16 protein-coding genes are annotated in these 16,754 nt (G+C 65.6%); 5 read left to right on the forward strand and 11 right to left on the reverse strand.

The annotated features are described in order from the left end of the window. Window positions 1-33: 33 nt before the first annotated feature. The 9 genes from fdx to uvrB form a co-directional block, all read right to left on the reverse strand. On the reverse strand, window positions 34-372 hold the full coding sequence (gene fdx, locus AC4BAR_RS06490) for an ISC system 2Fe-2S type ferredoxin (protein WP_490626990.1): 339 nt from the start codon (window positions 370-372) through the stop codon (window positions 34-36). Between the two features lie 14 nt (window positions 373-386). Continuing rightward, window positions 387-2,243, reverse strand: coding sequence for a Fe-S protein assembly chaperone HscA (gene hscA, locus AC4BAR_RS06495; RefSeq protein ID WP_490626991.1), 1,857 nt, complete (start codon window positions 2,241-2,243; stop codon window positions 387-389). Window positions 2,244-2,262: 19 nt separating this feature from the next. After that, complete coding sequence (hscB, locus tag AC4BAR_RS06500; protein WP_490626992.1) at window positions 2,263-2,781, reverse strand: Fe-S protein assembly co-chaperone HscB; 519 nt, start codon at window positions 2,779-2,781, stop codon at window positions 2,263-2,265. A gap of 101 nt (window positions 2,782-2,882) precedes the next feature. Continuing rightward, window positions 2,883-3,206, reverse strand: coding sequence for an iron-sulfur cluster assembly protein IscA (gene iscA / locus AC4BAR_RS06505; RefSeq protein ID WP_490626993.1), 324 nt, complete (start codon window positions 3,204-3,206; stop codon window positions 2,883-2,885). A gap of 49 nt (window positions 3,207-3,255) precedes the next feature. After that, window positions 3,256-3,642 (reverse strand): Fe-S cluster assembly scaffold IscU, encoded by a 387-nt coding sequence (gene iscU / locus AC4BAR_RS06510; RefSeq protein WP_490626994.1) that lies wholly within the window; start codon window positions 3,640-3,642, stop codon window positions 3,256-3,258. Window positions 3,643-3,657: 15 nt separating this feature from the next. Continuing rightward, window positions 3,658-4,875, reverse strand: coding sequence for an IscS subfamily cysteine desulfurase (locus AC4BAR_RS06515; RefSeq protein WP_490626995.1), 1,218 nt, complete (start codon window positions 4,873-4,875; stop codon window positions 3,658-3,660). A gap of 91 nt (window positions 4,876-4,966) precedes the next feature. Further along, window positions 4,967-5,503, reverse strand: a complete 537-nt coding sequence (gene iscR / locus AC4BAR_RS06520) for a Fe-S cluster assembly transcriptional regulator IscR (protein ID WP_490626996.1) — start codon at window positions 5,501-5,503, stop codon at window positions 4,967-4,969. Window positions 5,504-5,682: 179 nt separating this feature from the next. Further along, entirely contained in the window at window positions 5,683-6,201 is a 519-nt protein-coding gene (locus tag AC4BAR_RS06525; RefSeq protein WP_490626997.1) for a low molecular weight protein-tyrosine-phosphatase, read from the reverse strand. Then, window positions 6,198-8,318 (reverse strand): excinuclease ABC subunit UvrB, encoded by a 2,121-nt coding sequence (uvrB, locus tag AC4BAR_RS06530; protein ID WP_490626998.1) that lies wholly within the window; start codon window positions 8,316-8,318, stop codon window positions 6,198-6,200. Before uvrB ends, AC4BAR_RS06525 begins: the two co-directional genes overlap by 4 nt. A gap of 120 nt (window positions 8,319-8,438) precedes the next feature. On the opposite strand from uvrB, the gene AC4BAR_RS06535 reads away from it, so the two are divergent. From AC4BAR_RS06535 to AC4BAR_RS06555, 5 genes are all read left to right on the forward strand, one after another. Then, window positions 8,439-9,635 carry an amino acid aminotransferase gene (locus AC4BAR_RS06535; RefSeq protein ID WP_490626999.1) on the forward strand — a complete coding sequence of 399 codons (1,197 nt, stop codon included), beginning with the start codon at window positions 8,439-8,441 and terminating at the stop codon, window positions 9,633-9,635. 159 nt (window positions 9,636-9,794) lie between these two features. Beyond that, the gene (locus tag AC4BAR_RS06540; protein WP_490627000.1) at window positions 9,795-11,252 is read left to right on the forward strand and encodes a polyhydroxyalkanoate depolymerase; all 1,458 of its coding nucleotides are present in this window, start codon (window positions 9,795-9,797) and stop codon (window positions 11,250-11,252) included. A 136-nt stretch (window positions 11,253-11,388) separates the two neighbouring features. Next, window positions 11,389-13,029, forward strand: a complete 1,641-nt coding sequence (locus AC4BAR_RS06545) for a hypothetical protein (RefSeq protein ID WP_490627001.1) — start codon at window positions 11,389-11,391, stop codon at window positions 13,027-13,029. A 19-nt stretch (window positions 13,030-13,048) separates the two neighbouring features. Then, window positions 13,049-13,591 carry a hypothetical protein gene (locus AC4BAR_RS06550; protein ID WP_490627002.1) on the forward strand — a complete coding sequence of 181 codons (543 nt, stop codon included), beginning with the start codon at window positions 13,049-13,051 and terminating at the stop codon, window positions 13,589-13,591. Next, the gene (locus AC4BAR_RS06555; RefSeq protein ID WP_490627003.1) at window positions 13,588-14,235 is read left to right on the forward strand and encodes an RnfABCDGE type electron transport complex subunit B; all 648 of its coding nucleotides are present in this window, start codon (window positions 13,588-13,590) and stop codon (window positions 14,233-14,235) included. The genes AC4BAR_RS06550 and AC4BAR_RS06555 overlap by 4 nt, the downstream gene beginning before the upstream one ends. An 18-nt stretch (window positions 14,236-14,253) precedes the next feature. On the opposite strand, the gene AC4BAR_RS06560 is transcribed toward AC4BAR_RS06555, so the two are convergent. Together AC4BAR_RS06560 and AC4BAR_RS06565 are read right to left on the reverse strand one after the other, a co-directional pair. After that, window positions 14,254-16,080 carry a methyl-accepting chemotaxis protein gene (locus AC4BAR_RS06560; protein ID WP_490627004.1) on the reverse strand — a complete coding sequence of 609 codons (1,827 nt, stop codon included), beginning with the start codon at window positions 16,078-16,080 and terminating at the stop codon, window positions 14,254-14,256. A 186-nt stretch (window positions 16,081-16,266) separates the two neighbouring features. After that, window positions 16,267-16,752, reverse strand: a complete 486-nt coding sequence (locus AC4BAR_RS06565) for a VOC family protein (RefSeq protein WP_490627005.1) — start codon at window positions 16,750-16,752, stop codon at window positions 16,267-16,269. Between the last annotated feature and the right edge of the window lie 2 nt (window positions 16,753-16,754).

The following is a 16,754-nucleotide window of genomic DNA, read 5'->3' on the forward strand; positions in this document are numbered from 1 at the left end:
GGCAGCGACCCGTGAAACGGCGGAGCGTGGGGGTCAATGGTTCTCTTTGGCGTGGTTGATCGAGTACTTGGGGATCTCGACGACCACGTCAGCCTGGGCCAAAAAGGCTTGGCAGCTCAGCCGGGACTGGGGCTCCAGGCCCCAGGCGCGGTCCAGCAGGTCTTCCTCGTTCTCGTCCAGCTCGTTGAGCGACGCAAAACCTTCGCGCACGATGATGTGGCAGGTGGTGCAGGCGCAGCTCATGTCGCAGGCGTGCTCGATATTGATGTGGTGGTCCAGCAGCGCCTCGCAGATCGACGTGCCGGCCGGTGCGCTCACCTCGGCGCCCTGGGGGCAGTATTCGGGGTGGGGCAGGATCTTGATGATGGGCATGGGGGCGACCTGTGTCAGACGTTGTCGATGTTCTTGCCGGCCAGGGCTTTCTGGATGCCGTGGTTCATGCGCTGGGCCGCAAAGGCTTCTGTGCCTTTGGCCAGCGCCTCGGTGGCGGCCTCGATGGCCTTGGCATCGGTGAGGGGCTTGGCGGCCTTGACCGCCTCGGCCAGCAGGTCGATGGTGGCACGCTCGTCGGCCGACAGCAAATCGCCGTCGGCGGCCAGCGCCGAGGCAATGGCGATCAGCATGCGGTCGGCCTCCAGCCTGGCTTCGGCCAAGGCCCGGGCCTGCATGTCCTGCTCGGCGGTGGCGAAGCTGTCCTGCAGCATCTGGGCGATCTGGTCGTCGCTGAGGCCGTAGGACGGCTTGACGTCGATGCGGGCCTCGACGCCGCTGACCTGCTCCTTGGCGCTGACGTTCAGCAGGCCGTCGGCGTCCACGGTGAACACCACCCGGATGCGGGCCGCGCCGGCGGCCATGGGCGGAATGCCGCGCAGTTCGAAGCGGGCCAGGCTGCGGCAGTCGGCCACCAGGTCGCGTTCGCCCTGCACCACATGCAGCGCCAGCGCGGTCTGGCCGTCCTGGTAGGTGGTGAAGTCCTGGGCCATCGCGGTGGGGATGGTCTGGTTGCGCGGCACGATGCGCTCCACCAGCCCGCCCATGGTTTCTATGCCCAGCGACAACGGGATCACGTCCAGCAGCAGCAAATCGTCGCTGCCGGCATTGCCGGCCAGCTGGTTGGCCTGGATGGCGGCGCCCAGCGCCACCACCTCGTCGGGGTTGAGATTGTTCAGCGGCGGGCGACCAAAGAAATCGGCCACCGCCTGCTGCACCTGCGGCATACGTGTGGAGCCGCCCACCATGACCACGCCCTGCACTTCGTCCTTGGCCAGCTGGGCGTCGCGCAAGGCCTTGCGCACCGCGGCCATGGTGCGGGCGGTGAGCGCGGCGGTGGCGGCCTCGAAAGCCGTTCTCGTGACCTGCCACTGAACCGGGCCGGCCGTCAATTCGGCTGCAAAGCCCACCACGTCACTGGTAGTCAGGGCCTCCTTGCAGGCCCGGGCCGCCACCTTCAGCGCCGCCTTGTCGGACGCATCGCTCACCACCACGCCGGTCTGGGCCAGCACCCAGTCGGCCAGGGCGCGGTCGTAGTCGTCGCCACCCAGGGCCGAATCACCGCCGGTGGCGATGACCTCGAACACACCCCGGGCCAGCCGCAGGATGGAGATGTCGAAGGTGCCGCCACCGAGGTCATAGACCGCGTAAATGCCTTCGCTGGCGTTGTCCAGGCCGTAGGCGATGGCGGCAGCGGTGGGCTCGTTGATCAGGCGCAGCACGTTCAGCCCGGCCAGTTGGGCCGCGTCCTTGGTGGCCTGGCGCTGGGCGTCGTCAAAGTAGGCCGGCACGGTGATCACCGCGCCATGCACGTCGTCGTTGAAGGTGTCTTCGGCGCGGAAGCGCAGCGTGGCCAGAATCTCGGCACTGACCTCCACCGGCGACTTCTCGCCGGCCCGGGTCATCAGGCCCACCATGCCGGGCTTGTCGATGAAGCGGTAGGGCAGCTTGTCGCGGTTGGCGATGTCGGCCAGGCCACGGCCCATGAAACGCTTGACCGAGGCGATGGTGTTTTCGGGGTCGGTGCTGAGCGCGGCCTGGGCCTCGAAACCGATCTGCCGGCCGTTGTTGTCCAGGTAGCGCACCACCGACGGCAGGATGACCTGGCCTTGGTCGTCGGGCAGGCACTCGGCCACACCATGGCGCACCGCGGCCACCAGCGAATGGGTGGTGCCCAGGTCGATGCCCAGCGCGATGCGCCGGGTGTGGGGGTCGGGCGAGTAGCCCGGTTCGGAAATTTGCAGCAAGGCCATGGGGTGATTGTCTCTGGGCTCAGGTGGCCATTGCGTCGAGGCGGGCTTCCACGGCGTGGGCGAATTTGTCAATGAACATCAGCGCCCTGACCTGCTGGGCGGCCCCGGCCGCATCCTGCTGCTCGTCCAGCAGGCGGGCGCAGTCGGCCAGCAGGTTTTTGCGGGTCGACAAGACCTCCTCGTGCAAGCGCTCCAGGGCCGCGGCATCGCTCGCGTCGTCCAGGGCCTCGCGCCATTCCATCTGCTGCATCAGAAACTGCGGCGGCATGGCGGTGTTGCGTTCGGCATCGATGGCCGCGCCCTGCAGGGTGCACAGGTAGGCGGCCCGCTTCAGCGGGTTTTTCAGCCGCTGGTAGGCCTCGTTGATGCGCACCGACCACTGCATGGCCAGCCGCTGGGCGGCCGCACCCTGGGCGGCAAAACGGTCGGGATGGGCTTCGCGCTGCAGTTCTTTCCAGCGCGCATCGAGTGCGGCCAGGTCCTGCGCATGCCGGGCGGGCACGCCAAACAGCTCGAAGTCGGTGGATTGCAGGTTCATCTCGGGCGGACATTTCCAGGGCCGCCGCGGCACCGGCTTGGCCGGGCCGCTGGAAGCGCCCCCCTGGAAGGGGAGGCGCACAAGCGCTCGGGGAGGGTGAATTAAATCCGGAAGCTCTCGCCGCAACCGCAGCGGTCGCGCTCGTTGGGGTTGTTGAACTTGAAGCCCTCGTTCAGGCCTTCGCGCACAAAGTCCAGCTCGGTGCCGTCGATGTAGGCCAGGCTCTTGGGGTCGACCAGCACCTTGACGCCATGGCCTTCAAACACCACGTCTTCGGGGGCCAGCTCGTCCACATACTCCAGCTTGTAGGCCATGCCGGAGCAGCCGGTGGTTTTCACGCCCAGGCGCACGCCCACGCCCTTGCCTCGCTTGGACAAATAACGGGTCACGTGCCGCGCAGCGGCTTCAGTCAAGGTAACTGCCATGTTGTTCTCGGGTCGCGTCGCCCGGCGTGAAAGCCGGGCGCGCCGGGTCTCAGTGAGCGTGCTTCTTCTTGTAGTCGTCCACCGCCGCCTTGATCGCGTCTTCGGCGAGGATGGAGCAGTGGATCTTGACCGGCGGCAGCGCCAGTTCTTCGGCGATCTGGCTGTTTTTCAAGGCCGCCGCCTCGTCCAGCGTCTTGCCCTTGACCCATTCGGTCACCAGCGAGCTGGATGCAATCGCGGAGCCGCAGCCATAGGTTTTGAAGCGTGCGTCTTCGATCACACCGGTGGTCGGGTTGACCTTGATCTGCAGCTTCATCACATCGCCGCAGGCCGGTGCACCCACCATGCCAGTGCCCACGGTGTCGTCGCTTTTTTCGAAGGAGCCGACGTTGCGGGGATTTTCGTAGTGGTCAACGACCTTGTCTGAGTAAGCCATGTCAATTCTCCTGAATCAGTGCGCAGCCCATTGGATGGTGCTGATGTCGATGCCGTCCTGGTACATCTCCCAGAGCGGACTGAGGTCGCGCAGCTTGGCGACGTTCTGTTTGATGGTGGCGATCGCGTAGTCGATCTCTTCCTCGGTGGTCCAGCGGCCGATGGTCATGCGCAGGCTGCTGTGGGCCAGTTCGTCGCTGCGGCCCAGGGCGCGCAGCACATAGCTGGGTTCCAGGCTGGCCGAGGTACAGGCCGAACCGCTCGACACCGCCAGGCCCTTGATGCCCATGATCAGCGACTCGCCCTCGACATAGTTGAAGCTCATGTTGAGGTTATGTGGCACGCGGCGCTCGGTATGGCCGTTGATGAAGACCTGCTCCACATCCTTCAGGCCGGCCAGCATACGCTCGTGCAAGGCCCGGATGCGGGTGTTCTCGGCCGCCATTTCTTCCTTGGCAATGCGGTAGGCCTCGCCCATGCCCACACACTGGTGGGTGGGCAGCGTGCCCGAACGCATGCCGCGCTCGTGGCCACCGCCGTGCATCTGCGCTTCGATGCGGATGCGCGGTTTGCGGCGCACGTACAAGGCACCGATGCCCTTGGGGCCGTAGGTCTTGTGCGAGGTCAGGCTCATCAGGTCAACCGGCAGCGTGGCCAGGTCCACGTCGACCCGGCCCGTGGCCTGCGCGGCGTCCACATGGAAAATCACGCCCTTTTCGCGGCAGATGGCGCCGATGGCGGCGATGTCCTGGATCACGCCGATTTCGTTGTTAACGAACATCACGCTGGCCACAATGGTGTCGGGACGGATGGCGGCCTTGAACGCGTCCAGGTCCAGCAGGCCGTCGGCTTGCACGTCCATGTAGGTCACTTCAAAGCCCTGGCGCTCCAGCTCACGGCAGGTGTCCAGCACCGCCTTGTGCTCGGTCTTCACCGTGATCAGGTGCTTGCCCTTGGTCTTGTAGAAGTGGGCGGCACCCTTCAGCGCCAGGTTGTTGGATTCGGTGGCGCCCGAGGTCCAGACGATCTCACGCGGGTCGGCGTTGATCAGCGCGGCCACCTGCTCACGGGCTTTTTCCACGGCGGCTTCGGCTTCCCAGCCCCAGGCGTGGCTGCGCGAGGCCGGGTTGCCGAAATGCTCGCGCAACCAGGGAATCATGGCGTCCACCACCCGCGGGTCGCAGGGGTTGGTGGCGCTGTAGTCCATGTAAATGGGAAAGTGCGGTGTGTCCATGTCTGGCTCTGTGAGGTTCTAAAAAACAGACGTTCAAAAAACTAAAAACCGGATTCGGTGCACGCCAGGCGACTGGCCCTGGCGCCCAGGCTCAGGGCTTGGCCAGCATCGCCCCCAGGGCAAAAACCGAATTGGGCGCATTGATGCGGATGGGCTTGACCACAGGCATCGCCGAGATGGCCCGCTTGACGGTGGGCTTGTCTTCGATCTGAATGCCCTTGGCGAGCTGCTCGTCCACCAGTTTTTGCAGCGTGACCGAATCCAGGAACTCGACCATGCGGTTGTTGAGCGACGCCCACAGTTCGTGGGTCATGCAACGGCCGGCTTCGCCCAGGCAGTTTTCCTTGCCGCCGCACTGGGTGGCGTCGATGGGCTCGTCGACCGACACGATGATGTCGGCCACGGTGATTTCGCCGGCCTTGCGACCCAGGGTGTAACCGCCGCCGGGGCCGCGGGTGGACTCCACCAGCTCGTGCCGACGCAGTTTGCCAAACAGCTGTTCCAGGTAGGACAGTGAAATCTGCTGCCGCTGGCTGATGGCCGCCAGGGTCACTGGGCCCGTGTTCTGACGCAAGGCCAGGTCAATCATCGCGGTGACCGCAAAACGACCTTTGGTTGTGAGACGCATTTCAAGCTCCTTTAAACAGGCTTGTCACCCAATACACCCCGGCGGCGAACCACCAAGGCACCGTCCTCCACCCCCAACGCGGCTGTCTGCCGCCCCTCGGTGCGCTCAGCCCAGTGGGTGGCGCACGCTTTGTTCTTGACTAATCAACTCAAGTATAGCAGAAAGGCCAAACGTTTCAGTCAACTAAAGCCAGCGTCGGGCAACTGACCGCGGCGTTCCAAGGCTTGCCGTGCATGGTGGAGCAAGCCAGGCGCGGCGAGTTCCAGCAAATCGATGACCTCGTCAAAACCCGCGGCCCCGCCGTGATAGGGGTCGGGTACCACCGGGCTGGGTGGGTCGGCGGCAAACGACATCACCAAGTGGAGCTTGTGCTGGGCCTCGGGTGGGCAAGCGGCCTGCAGCAAGGCCAGGTTGTCCCAGTCCATGGCCAGCAACAGGTCGAAGTCGCGGAAATCGGCGTCGCTGACCTGGCGCGCCCGCAGGCCAGACAGGTCGTAACCCCGCTGCGCCGCGTGGCGCTGGGTGCGGGGGTCAGGCTCGGCGCCGGGGTGGTCATTGTGTGTGCCTGCCGAATCGATGCGCAGCCAGGCCGCCAAGCCGGCCTGCTCGGCCTGGGCGCGGAACACCGCTTCGGCCGTGGGGCTGCGACAGATGTTGCCCATGCAGACGAACAGCACGCGGTAGGAGGCGCCCGTCACCGCCCTGCCCCCGGCGCACCGGCCACCAGCACCACCACGTTGTCGGTGCCGGGCGCGCCAAAGGCCTGCTCTTTGAGGATGGCCAGCTGGTCGCGCACCCGGGCGGCCTTTTCGAACTCCAGGTTGCGGGCATGTTCCATCATCAGCTTTTCCAGCCGCTTGATTTCGCGCGACACGTCTTTCTCACTCATGTCGTCGAACTTGGCGCGCTGCATCGCGTCCTGCTCCAGGCGCTCGGCGTCGCGGCCAGCTTTTTCGCTGTAGACGCCGTCGATCAAGTCCTTGACCTGTTTGACGATGCTGCGCGGCGTGATGCCGTTGGCGGTGTTGAAGGCGATCTGCTTGGCGCGCCGCCGCTCGGTTTCGCCGATCGCCAGCTTCATCGAGTCGGTCACCCGGTCGGCGTACAAAATGGCCTTGCCGTTGAGGTTGCGTGCCGCCCGGCCGATGGTCTGGATCAGGCTGCGCTCGGAGCGCAAAAAGCCTTCCTTGTCGGCATCCAGAATCGCCACCAGCGAGACCTCGGGGATGTCCAGGCCCTCGCGCAGCAAATTGATGCCCACCAGCACGTCGAAGGCGCCCAACCGCAGATCGCGCAGGATTTCCACCCGCTCCACCGTGTCGATGTCGGAATGCAGGTAGCGCACCTTGACGCCGTTGTCGCTGAGGTAGTCGGTCAGCTGCTCGGCCATGCGCTTGGTCAGCGTGGTGATCAGCACCCGGTCGCCCGCCTCCACCCGGATGCGGATTTCCTGCAGCACATCGTCCACCTGGTGAGTGGCGGGCCGCACCTCCACCAGCGGGTCGACCAGGCCGGTGGGCCGCACCAGCTGCTCGACCACCTGGCCGGCATGCTCGCGCTCGTAGGCGGCGGGCGTCGCCGACACAAACACCGCCTGGCGCATCTTGGTCTCGAACTCCTCGAATTTCAGCGGCCGGTTGTCCAGCGCGCTGGGCAGGCGGAAACCGTACTCCACCAGCGTGGTCTTGCGGGCCCGGTCGCCGTTGTACATGCCGCCGAACTGGCCGATCAGCACATGCGACTCGTCCAAAAACATCAGTGCGTCCTTGGGCAGGTAGTCGACCAGCGTCGACGGCGGGCTGCCGGGTGCGGCACCCGACAAATGGCGGGTGTAGTTCTCGATGCCCTTGCAGTGGCCGATCTCGCTGAGCATTTCCAGATCAAAGCGGGTGCGCTGCTCCAGCCGCTGGGCCTCGACCAGCTTGCCCATGGCCACCAGCTCCTTGAGCCGGCTGTCCAGCTCCAGCTTGATGGTTTCCACCGCTGCCAGCACCCGGTCGCGTGGCGTCACGTAGTGGCTGGACGGGTAGACGGTGAACCGCGGGATTTTTTGCCAGATGCGGCCGGTCAGCGGGTCGAACAGCTGGATGCTCTCGATCTCGTCGTCGAACAGCTCGATGCGCACCGCCAGCTCGGAATGCTCGGCCGGAAACACGTCGATGGTGTCGCCGCGCACCCGGAACTTGCCACGTGAAAAGTCCTGCTCGTTGCGCTGGTACTGCATGCGGATCAGCTGGGCAATCAGGTCGCGCTGGCCCAACTTGTCGCCCACCCGCAGCGTCATCACCATGCGGTGGTAGCTCTCGGGCTCGCCAATGCCGTAAATGGCCGACACGGTGGCCACAATGATCACGTCGCGCCGCTCGATCACGCTTTTGGTGCAACTCAGCCGCATCTGCTCGATGTGCTCGTTGATCGCCGAGTCTTTTTCAATGAACAGGTCGCGCTGCGGCACATAGGCCTCGGGCTGGTAGTAGTCGTAGTAGCTGACGAAGTACTCCACCGCGTTCTTGGGGAAGAACTCACGGAATTCGCTGTACAGCTGGGCCGCCAGGGTCTTGTTGGGCGCGAACACGATGGCCGGCCGGCCCAGCCGGGCGATCACGTTGGCCATGGTGAAGGTCTTGCCCGAGCCGGTCACGCCCAGCAGGGTCTGGAAGACCTCGCCGTTTTCCACCCCATCGACCAGCTGGCCAATCGCCACCGGCTGGTCGCCAGCCGGTGGATAGGGCTGAAACAGCTCGAACGGCGAGCCGGGAAAGCTCACAAATTCGCCGGTTGCCGGCACGGGAGGGGTGTCTGTCATGTCGCTCATCGGAACGGCCTCGGGAGAACCCTTAAAATTGGGTCAACCCGACAGGGTAACTCAGCTTCAGGGCGCTTGCATGGGTGCCCCGGCCCGAACAAAGAAACCACCATCAGCCAAGGACTTTCCATGTCTCTCTTCACCGCCGTCGAAATGGCACCCCGCGACCCCATTCTGGGCCTGAACGAGCAATACAACGCCGACCAGAACCCGGCCAAGGTCAACCTCGGCGTGGGTGTCTACTACGACGACAACGGCAAGCTGCCCTTGCTGCAATGTGTGCAGGCGGCTGAAAAAGCCATGATGGAAGCGCCCAAGGCCCGCGGCTACCTGCCGATCGACGGCATCGCGGCCTACGACGCCGCCGTCAAAGGCCTGGTCTTCGGCGCCGACAGCGAACCGGTCAAGTCTGGCCGTGTGGCCACCATCCAGGCCATTGGCGGAACCGGCGGCCTGAAGGTCGGCGCCGACTTTCTGAAGCGCCTGAACCCCGACGCCAAGGTGCTGATTTCCGACCCCAGCTGGGAAAACCACCGTGCGCTGTTCACCAACGCCGGCTTCACGGTCGGCACCTACCCCTATTACGACGCCGCCAGCCGTGGCGTCAACTTCGCCGGCATGCTGGCCGCGCTGCAAAGCGCCGCCGCCGGCACCATCGTGGTGCTGCACGCCTGCTGCCACAACCCCACCGGCTACGACATCACCGCCGCCCAGTGGGACGAGGTGGTGGCCGCTGTCAAGGCCAAGAACCTGGTGGCCTTCCTCGACATGGCCTACCAGGGCTTTGGCCACGGCATCACCGAAGACGGCGCCGTGATCGGCAAGTTCGTGGCCGCCGGCCTGAGCTTCTTCGTCTCCACCAGCTTCAGCAAGAGCTTCAGCCTGTACGGCGAGCGCGTCGGCGCTTTGAGCGTGCTGTGCCAGAGCAAGGAAGAGGCCGACCGCGTGCTGAGCCAGCTGAAAATCGTCATCCGCACCAACTACAGCAACCCGCCCACCCATGGCGGCGCGGTGGTGGCCGCGGTGCTGAACGACCCGGCGCTGCGCGCCCTGTGGGAGAAGGAACTGGGCGAGATGCGGGTGCGCATCAAGGCCATGCGCCAGAGACTGGTCGACGGCCTGAAGGCCGCCGGTGTGGCCCAAAACATGGACTTCATCACCACCCAGATCGGCATGTTCAGCTACTCCGGCCTGAGCAAGGACCAGATGGTGCGCCTGCGCAACGAGTTCGGTGTGTATGGCACCGACACTGGCCGCATGTGTGTGGCCGCGCTGAACAGCAAAAACATCGACTACGTCTGCCAGTCCATCGCCAAAGTGGTCTGAGCGCCCGACGGAGCGTGAAACCCGGCCTGCGCCAGGCCTGCCACGCCCCTGTTGGGTCGTTGTGAACCAGAAAAGGCCGAGATTCGGGAGTTACCCCCACTTTCGACCCGCAGACAACTGATATATTGCACTGCAACATAAACCGAAAGCCGTCCGACCATGCTGTACCACATTTACGAAGCCCAGCGCTCGCTGATGGAGCCCTTTGCCGACTTTGCCCAGGCGGCCGCCAAGCTGTACAGCAACCCCTTGTCGCCCATGGGAAAGAACGCCTTGTCGCAGCGCATCTCGGCCGGCTACGACCTGATGTACCGACTGGGCAAGGACTACGAAAAGCCGGTGTTTGGCATCCAGAAGATCGCCACAGACAACGGCGACATCGTGATCCACGAGCGGGTCGAGCTCGACAAACCCTTTTGTGAGTTGCTGCGCTTCAAGCGCTTCAGCGACGACACCGACACCCTGGCCAAGCTCAAGGGCCAGCCGGCGGTGCTGATCGTCGCCCCGCTGTCGGGCCACTACGCCACGCTGCTGCGTGACACCGTCAAAACCATGTTGAAAGACCACAAGGTCTACATCACCGACTGGAAAAACGCCCGACTGGTGCCTCTGGCCAACGGTGAGTTCCACTTGGACGACTATGTGAACTACGTGCAGGAGTTCATTCGCCACCTGCAGGGCATCTACGGCAACTGCCATGTGGTCAGCGTCTGCCAGCCCACCGTGCCGGTGCTGGCCGCGGTGTCGCTGATGGCCTCGCGCGGTGAAACCACGCCGCTGTCCATGACCATGATGGGCGGCCCCATCGACGCCCGCCGCTCGCCCACCGCCGTCAACAACCTGGCGATGAACAAGAGCTACGAGTGGTTTGAGAACAACGTGATCTACCGCGTTCCCAACAACTTCCCGGGCGCCGGCCGCCGCGTTTACCCCGGCTTTTTGCAGCACACCGGCTTCGTGGCGATGAACCCCGACCGCCACCTGACCAGCCACTACGACTACTTCAAGGACCTGATCAAGGGCGACGACGCCAGCACCGAAGCCCACCGCAAGTTTTACGACGAGTACAACGCGGTGCTGGACATGGACGCCGACTACTACCTGGAAACCATCAAAACGGTGTTCCAGGACTTCAAACTGGTCAACGGCACCTGGGATGTGAAAAGCACCGAAGGCGCGCTGGAACGCGTCAAACCCGAAGACATCCACACCACCGCGCTGCTGACCATCGAAGGCGAGCTGGACGACATCTCCGGCAGCGGCCAGACCAAGGCAGCACACGACCTGTGCACCGGCATCCCCGCCGACCAGCAACGCCATTACGAAGCCAAGGGCGCCGGCCACTACGGCATTTTCAGCGGCCGCCGTTGGCGCGACATGGTCTACCCGGAGGTCAAGGCCTTCATACTGGCCCACACGCCGGTGGCCGCGCCCGTTGTGGCCGAGGCGCCTGCGCCCGCCGAACCAGCGCCGGTGGCCGGCACCCCAGTGCGTGCCACTGCCCCGGTCCGCGTCGGTGTGGTCTCCGCCAAGGCGGTCGCCAAGCCCGTTGCCAAGCCCGCCCTGAAGAAGGCGGTCACCAAGGCCGTCAAGCGCCCGGCCACCGCCAAGCGCTGAGCTTGACGCCAGCCTGGGCGGCAAGCCCAGGCTGAATTCCCCTGCGCTGTCTGTAAGCACCTGTTTATCCGGCGATGGACGGGTCTGTCACATGGCATCATGGTGTGATCGACCCTGCCATGAGAGAGAGCCTGAGATGAGACGCCTGATCACCGCTGTTGCGCTGTGTGCCCTGCTGGTCGCCTGTGGCGGTGGTGGTGGGGGGGGCGGAACCACCGCCCCGGCACCCAGCACCGGGCCGACCACGGTGACAGGAAAAGTCACATTCGATGACGTACCCATCGCCTTGGCGGGTTCGATCTCCCGCCTGAACTACGCCGCCACCGTGCGACTTCCCGCGCGCACCGTGGTGGTCGAGGCGCTGGACGCCAACACCCTGGCCCTGGTGGCCACCACCAGCACCAACGCCGCGGGTGACTACAGCATGGGTTTGCCCGCTGGACGCACGGTGTTCATGCGCGCCAAGGCCAGGATGGTGGTCAACGGCGGCGCCAGCTTTGCTGTGGTCGACAACACCAACGGGGGCGCCCAGTGGGCCATTGACGGTGCCAGCTTCGCCACCAGCCAGGGTGCGGTGCTGACCCAGAACCTCAACGCCCCCTCGGGCTGGAACGGCAGCGCCTATGTCAACAGCCAACGCGCCGCCGGGCCGTTTGCCATTCTGGACACCGTTTACCAGGCGACGCAGAAAATCCTTTCGGTCGATGCCGGGGCCAGCTTTCCGGCCCTCAACCTCAACTGGAGCCCCAACAACATCACCAGCAGTGGTTCGCTGAGCCTGGGCCAGATCGGCACCTCTTTTTACGCCGGTCTCAGCGGTGGCAGCCGCAACCTCTACATCCTGGGGTATGCCAACAACGACACCGACGAATACGACGACCATGTGGTGGCCCACGAGTTCGGCCACTACCTGCAGGAGGTGTTCTCGCGCGACGACACCGTCGGTGGCGCCCATGGTGGCAGCAACGACAGGCTGGACATGCGGGTCGCTTTCTCCGAGGGCTGGGGCAATGCCTGGGCGGGCATCGCGCTGAACAACCCGATCTACGCCGACACCAGTGGCAGTGGCCAGGCCTCGGGCGGCAGCTTCAACGTGTCGGTGGGTGAAACCACCAACCCGGGCTGGTTCAAGGAAGCCAGCGTGGAAAAGATGTTCTGGGACTTCAATGCCAGCCCCTCGCTGGGTTTCGGTCCGATCTGGACGGTGATGAAAACCGGGCTGACGGTGTCCCCGGCGCTGTCCGGCATTCACTCGTTCGCCCGGGCGCTGGCCAACAACAACGGGGCCGCGACGCTGACCATTCAGAACATTCTGGCGACCCAAAGCATCGCCCTGCCCCTCAGCCCCTACGCCGAGAACGAAACCAATTTCGGCAACCCGCCCATGGCCAACCTGAGCCCGGTCTACCTGAGCTACGGCCTGCCCGGCAGCAGCCTGACCAATGTCTGTGTCAGCAACACCACCGACCCCGGCCTGGCCTTCAACAAGGCCGGTGAGTACCGCTACGTCCGGCTGACCCTGCCCACCTCGGGCAGCCGCAGCTTCACGGTCACACAGAGTTCCAGCACCACGGGCAACAGCGACCCCGACCTGGTGCTGTACAACAGCTCGGGAGCCATCCTGACCGCCGACAGCGCCGTCAACCGGAGTGAGACCACCACCCCCACCGTGTTGGCCGCCGGCAACTACGTGCTGGCAATCACCGACTTTGCCTTGTCCAAATCCACCCTGAACGGCGGCAATACCAACGCCTGTTTCACCGTGGTGGTGAACTGAGATGGCCCAGGAGTTCCGCATGACCATTCGTCCCTTTATGTCTGTCTTTGCACTGGTTTTCGCCGTCGGCGCATCCCATGCGGCTGAACCCGCGTCCCAGGCCGCTGCTGGCGCGTCCAAGCCGGCCGTGCGGGCCGCCAAGCCCACGGCCAAAACCCGTGGGTTGGTTCGCACACAAAAGACCCGCATGGGGGTGCGCATCGACTACACCGTCGACAGCCTGACCGCCGGCACCCCTGGCCAGGTGGTGATGACCGTCACCCGGCCCGACAGCGGGCCACCGCTGGACATCGAGGTTCAGGCCGACCCCACCCTGAGCTGGGTGACCGCGCTGCCCGCCAACAAGGTCAGCCAGACCCTGCCGGTGGCCAGCTACCGCATGGCGCTCACACCCCAGGGCAACGGCCTGCATTACCTGCATGTCTTCCTGCGCCAGGGCCCCAGCGCCGAGGCCCTGGCCATCCCGATGCAGGTGGGCAAAGGCAATGGGGTGGCCAAGCCGTCCAAGGCGGTCACCATGCCAGACGGGCAGCGGGTGATTTCCATGCCCGCGCAGCAATGAGCCAGGCGAAACACGCGGCTTCCCTCACAGCGCTGAGCACCCAGATTCACGCGGCGCTGCCGCAAACCCAGTGCACCCGCTGTGGCTACCCCGACTGTGCCGCCTATGCCCAGGCGGTGGCCGAGGGCAGCGCTGGCATCAACCAGTGCCCGCCCGGCGGGGCCGAAGGCATCGCACGCCTGGCCAGGCTCACCGGGCGGCCGGTGCTGCCTTTGTCGGCCGCCCATGGCAGCGAGGCCCCACGCACGGTGGCCTTTGTGGACGAGGACTGGTGCATCGGCTGCACGCTGTGCCTGAAGGCCTGCCCCACCGACGCCATCATGGGTGGCAACAAACGCATGCACACGGTGATCGAGGCGCATTGCACCGGCTGCGAGTTGTGCATCCCGGTCTGCCCGGTGGACTGCATCCTGCTGGAACCTGCCGCCGGTGACCATGGTGCCGGCGCCACCGGCTGGGCGGCCTGGTCGGCCGAACAGGCCAGGCATGCGCTGGGCCGCTACACACTGCGCCAGCAGCGCCTGCTGGCCACGCCAGCCGAGCCCGCGCCCGAGGACGAGCCAGCCCCGGGGTCCGCGGCGGCGGTGAAGTCTTCGGTGGTGATGGCCGCGCTGGCCAAAGCCAGGGCCAGCCGCAAGGGCTGAGCCCTGCCCTTCAGGTGATCAGGCCGCCTTGGCCAGCATCAGGTGTTTGTACACACCGCAGCCCAGGTAAAGCCCGTCGACCTCCTGCACATAGGACATCTTGGTCTGGATCGCACCATTCGCCGGGTTGGTGATGTCGTACTCCACCCAGCCCGGGCCTTCGGTGGCCTGCTGAACAATCGACGCCATCAGCTGTTGGCCGTCGATACCTGGAATGCTGTGCACCGAGCTGCCCACCTTGGCTGGGTTGCCGCCAAAGGCCACATAGGTGCCGGCGGAATCCAGCGCAAACACGTACATGTCGCGGTCGTGGTAGCCGGCAGCGGGCTCGGTCAGCTGCTGCAAAAAGGCCTCGCCCGACACCGACTGGCGCAACTGCATGGCCCGGCCCACCAGGGCCATCGCCTCTTCGGCCGTGCCCTGCAGCAGGCGGAAACCCGACACCGCCTGGGCCAGCCCCGCTGCGCGGGACTCCAGGCTGTGGGCCTCGGCGGCGGCACGCTCCACCATCTGGGCGTTGCGCTGGGTGATTTCGTCGAGCTGGCTCACCGCGCAGGAAATCTCGTTCAAACCGGTGCTTTGCTCGCTGGTGGCGGTGGAAATCTGCGACATGTTGGCCGCCACGCTGCGGATGCCGGTCACCACATGGGTGATGCCGTCGCCGGCGGCCCGGATCTGGCCCACACTGGCCTCGATCTGCGCGGTGGACGACTGGATCAGCGCGCGGATTTCCTTGGCCGATTCACCTGAGCGCTGGGCCAGGCTGCGCACCTCGCTGGCCACCACCGCAAAACCGCGGCCCTGCTCACCGGCCCGCGCCGCTTCCACCGCGGCATTCAGCGCCAGGATGTTGGTCTGGAAAGCCAGGCTGTCGATGACGCCGATGATTTCGTTCATGCGGCCGGTGCTCTGGTGGATGGCCTCCACCGTGGCCACGGCCGAGCCCATCGATTGGGCGCCCTGGTCGGCGGCGTCGCGCACCCGCAGCGCGTTGGCGTCCACCTCGGCGGTGATGGCAGCGTTCTGCTGCACGGCCGAGGTCAATTGGTGCACGCTGGCCGCGGTTTGCTCCAAGTTGGCGGCCTGCTGCTCGGTGCGGTCGGCCAGGTCACGGCTGCTGTGGGCCAGGTGGTGGCCGGCATAGGCCACCAGCGCGGAATTGCTGCGCACATTGGCCACGGTGGCCGACAAATGGCCCACCAGTTCCTGCAGCAACGCGGCCACATCGGCCAGTTCGTCACAGCCCTTGACCTCGTTGCGGCTGGTCAGGTCCCCGCCCACCAGCCGGCGGATCCAGGCGGTGGTGCGCTGGAAATCGCGCATGAAGCTGACCTGGAAGCCCAGCAACAGGTAGGCCAGCGTGCTGGCGCAAACGAGCGCCAGCATCAGCAGCAGGACCGCCGGAGCCATCTGCCAGGCGGTGGCCGTGGCCTGCTGGTTGGCCTGGGCCAGGGCCCGGTTCTGAAAGGCCAACAGGCCAGCGATGGCCTGGGCCGATGGGTCGGGTGCGGCCAGGCCGTTCTGCACAGACTGCCAGTCGCTCGACAACCCGGTCCAGGCCGGATCGCGGGACAAAGCCGCAGCCACCCGCTGGGCCGCCTCGCTGATGTCTGCCGCCGAGGCCTGGGCCGCGGGTTGCGCCGCCGCCACCACCGCGGACACTGCGCCCAGCACCGCCAGCTGCCGCTGGTTGGCCTGGCCATGGGCCTGGGCCTGGGCTTGGGCCAAATACAGCCCCCCGGACACCAGGGCCAGCGCCATCAGCGCGGTGAGCAAGGCCAGTTTGGTGGTCAGGCGCAGGCGGCGCAGGAAGGCGGCGCCAGGAGACAAAAGGTGCAGGGTCATCGTCGGGTTCCGGCCAAGGTAGGCTGTCAGGGTTGAAAACCGGGAACCGCGAAGCGGCCACACCGGGCTCCATGTCCGGCAAGCATACGGAGTTGGCCACCTGCCAAGGGGCGAAAAAAAGGCGGTATTCACCGCCTGATTTCTTCTTTGCCACCCCGCCGGGGTGATGAGGCCCCGGCGCTGCCGTCAGTGCGGCTGGGCCGCCAGCTGGGCAAAGGCCTTGACCACCTCGGCCGGCGCCTGCACCAGCTCGATCAACACGCCCTCTCCGCCAATCGGCAACTCGTCGCTGCCCTTGGGGTGGATGAAGCAGATGTCGAAACCGGCGGCCCCCTTGCGGATGCCACCAGGGGCGAAGCGCACGCCCTGCTCGCCCAGCCACTGCACGGCCGTGGGCAGGTCGTCGATCCACAGGCCCACGTGGTTCAGCGGCGTGGCGTGCACGGCCGGCTTCTTCTCCGGGTCCATGGGCTGCATCAGGTCCACCTCGACCTTGAACGGGCCGCTGCCGAGGGCGCAGATGTCCTCGTCGACGTTCTCGCGCTCGCTTTTGTAGGTGCCGGTGACTTCCAGGCCCAGCATCTCGACCCAGAGTTTTTGCAGCTTGAGCTTGTCCAGACCGCCGATGGCGATCTGTTGCAGGCCCAACACTTTGAAAGGACGTGTGCTCATCG

Source organism: Rhodoferax sp. SPJ4 (genome assembly GCF_058216275.1).

What these genes read in the sequence shown, in the direction of transcription:
- fdx (WP_490626990.1), bottom strand. Translation starts at nt 372, where the DNA reads ATGCCCATCATCAAGATCCTGCCCCACCCCGAATACTGCCCCCAGGGC.
- hscA (WP_490626991.1), bottom strand. Translation starts at nt 2,243, where the DNA reads ATGGCCTTGCTGCAAATTTCCGAACCGGGCTACTCGCCCGACCCCCAC.
- hscB (WP_490626992.1), bottom strand. Translation starts at nt 2,781, where the DNA reads ATGAACCTGCAATCCACCGACTTCGAGCTGTTTGGCGTGCCCGCCCGG.
- iscA (WP_490626993.1), bottom strand. Translation starts at nt 3,206, where the DNA reads ATGGCAGTTACCTTGACTGAAGCCGCTGCGCGGCACGTGACCCGTTAT.
- iscU (WP_490626994.1), bottom strand. Translation starts at nt 3,642, where the DNA reads ATGGCTTACTCAGACAAGGTCGTTGACCACTACGAAAATCCCCGCAAC.
- AC4BAR_RS06515 (WP_490626995.1), bottom strand. Translation starts at nt 4,875, where the DNA reads ATGGACACACCGCACTTTCCCATTTACATGGACTACAGCGCCACCAAC.
- iscR (WP_490626996.1), bottom strand. Translation starts at nt 5,503, where the DNA reads ATGCGTCTCACAACCAAAGGTCGTTTTGCGGTCACCGCGATGATTGAC.
- uvrB (WP_490626998.1), bottom strand. Translation starts at nt 8,318, where the DNA reads ATGAGCGACATGACAGACACCCCTCCCGTGCCGGCAACCGGCGAATTT.
- AC4BAR_RS06535 (WP_490626999.1), top strand. Translation starts at nt 8,439, where the DNA reads ATGTCTCTCTTCACCGCCGTCGAAATGGCACCCCGCGACCCCATTCTG.
- AC4BAR_RS06540 (WP_490627000.1), top strand. Translation starts at nt 9,795, where the DNA reads ATGCTGTACCACATTTACGAAGCCCAGCGCTCGCTGATGGAGCCCTTT.
- AC4BAR_RS06545 (WP_490627001.1), top strand. Translation starts at nt 11,389, where the DNA reads ATGAGACGCCTGATCACCGCTGTTGCGCTGTGTGCCCTGCTGGTCGCC.
- AC4BAR_RS06550 (WP_490627002.1), top strand. Translation starts at nt 13,049, where the DNA reads ATGACCATTCGTCCCTTTATGTCTGTCTTTGCACTGGTTTTCGCCGTC.
- AC4BAR_RS06555 (WP_490627003.1), top strand. Translation starts at nt 13,588, where the DNA reads ATGAGCCAGGCGAAACACGCGGCTTCCCTCACAGCGCTGAGCACCCAG.
- AC4BAR_RS06560 (WP_490627004.1), bottom strand. Translation starts at nt 16,080, where the DNA reads ATGACCCTGCACCTTTTGTCTCCTGGCGCCGCCTTCCTGCGCCGCCTG.
- AC4BAR_RS06565 (WP_490627005.1), bottom strand. Translation starts at nt 16,752, where the DNA reads ATGAGCACACGTCCTTTCAAAGTGTTGGGCCTGCAACAGATCGCCATC.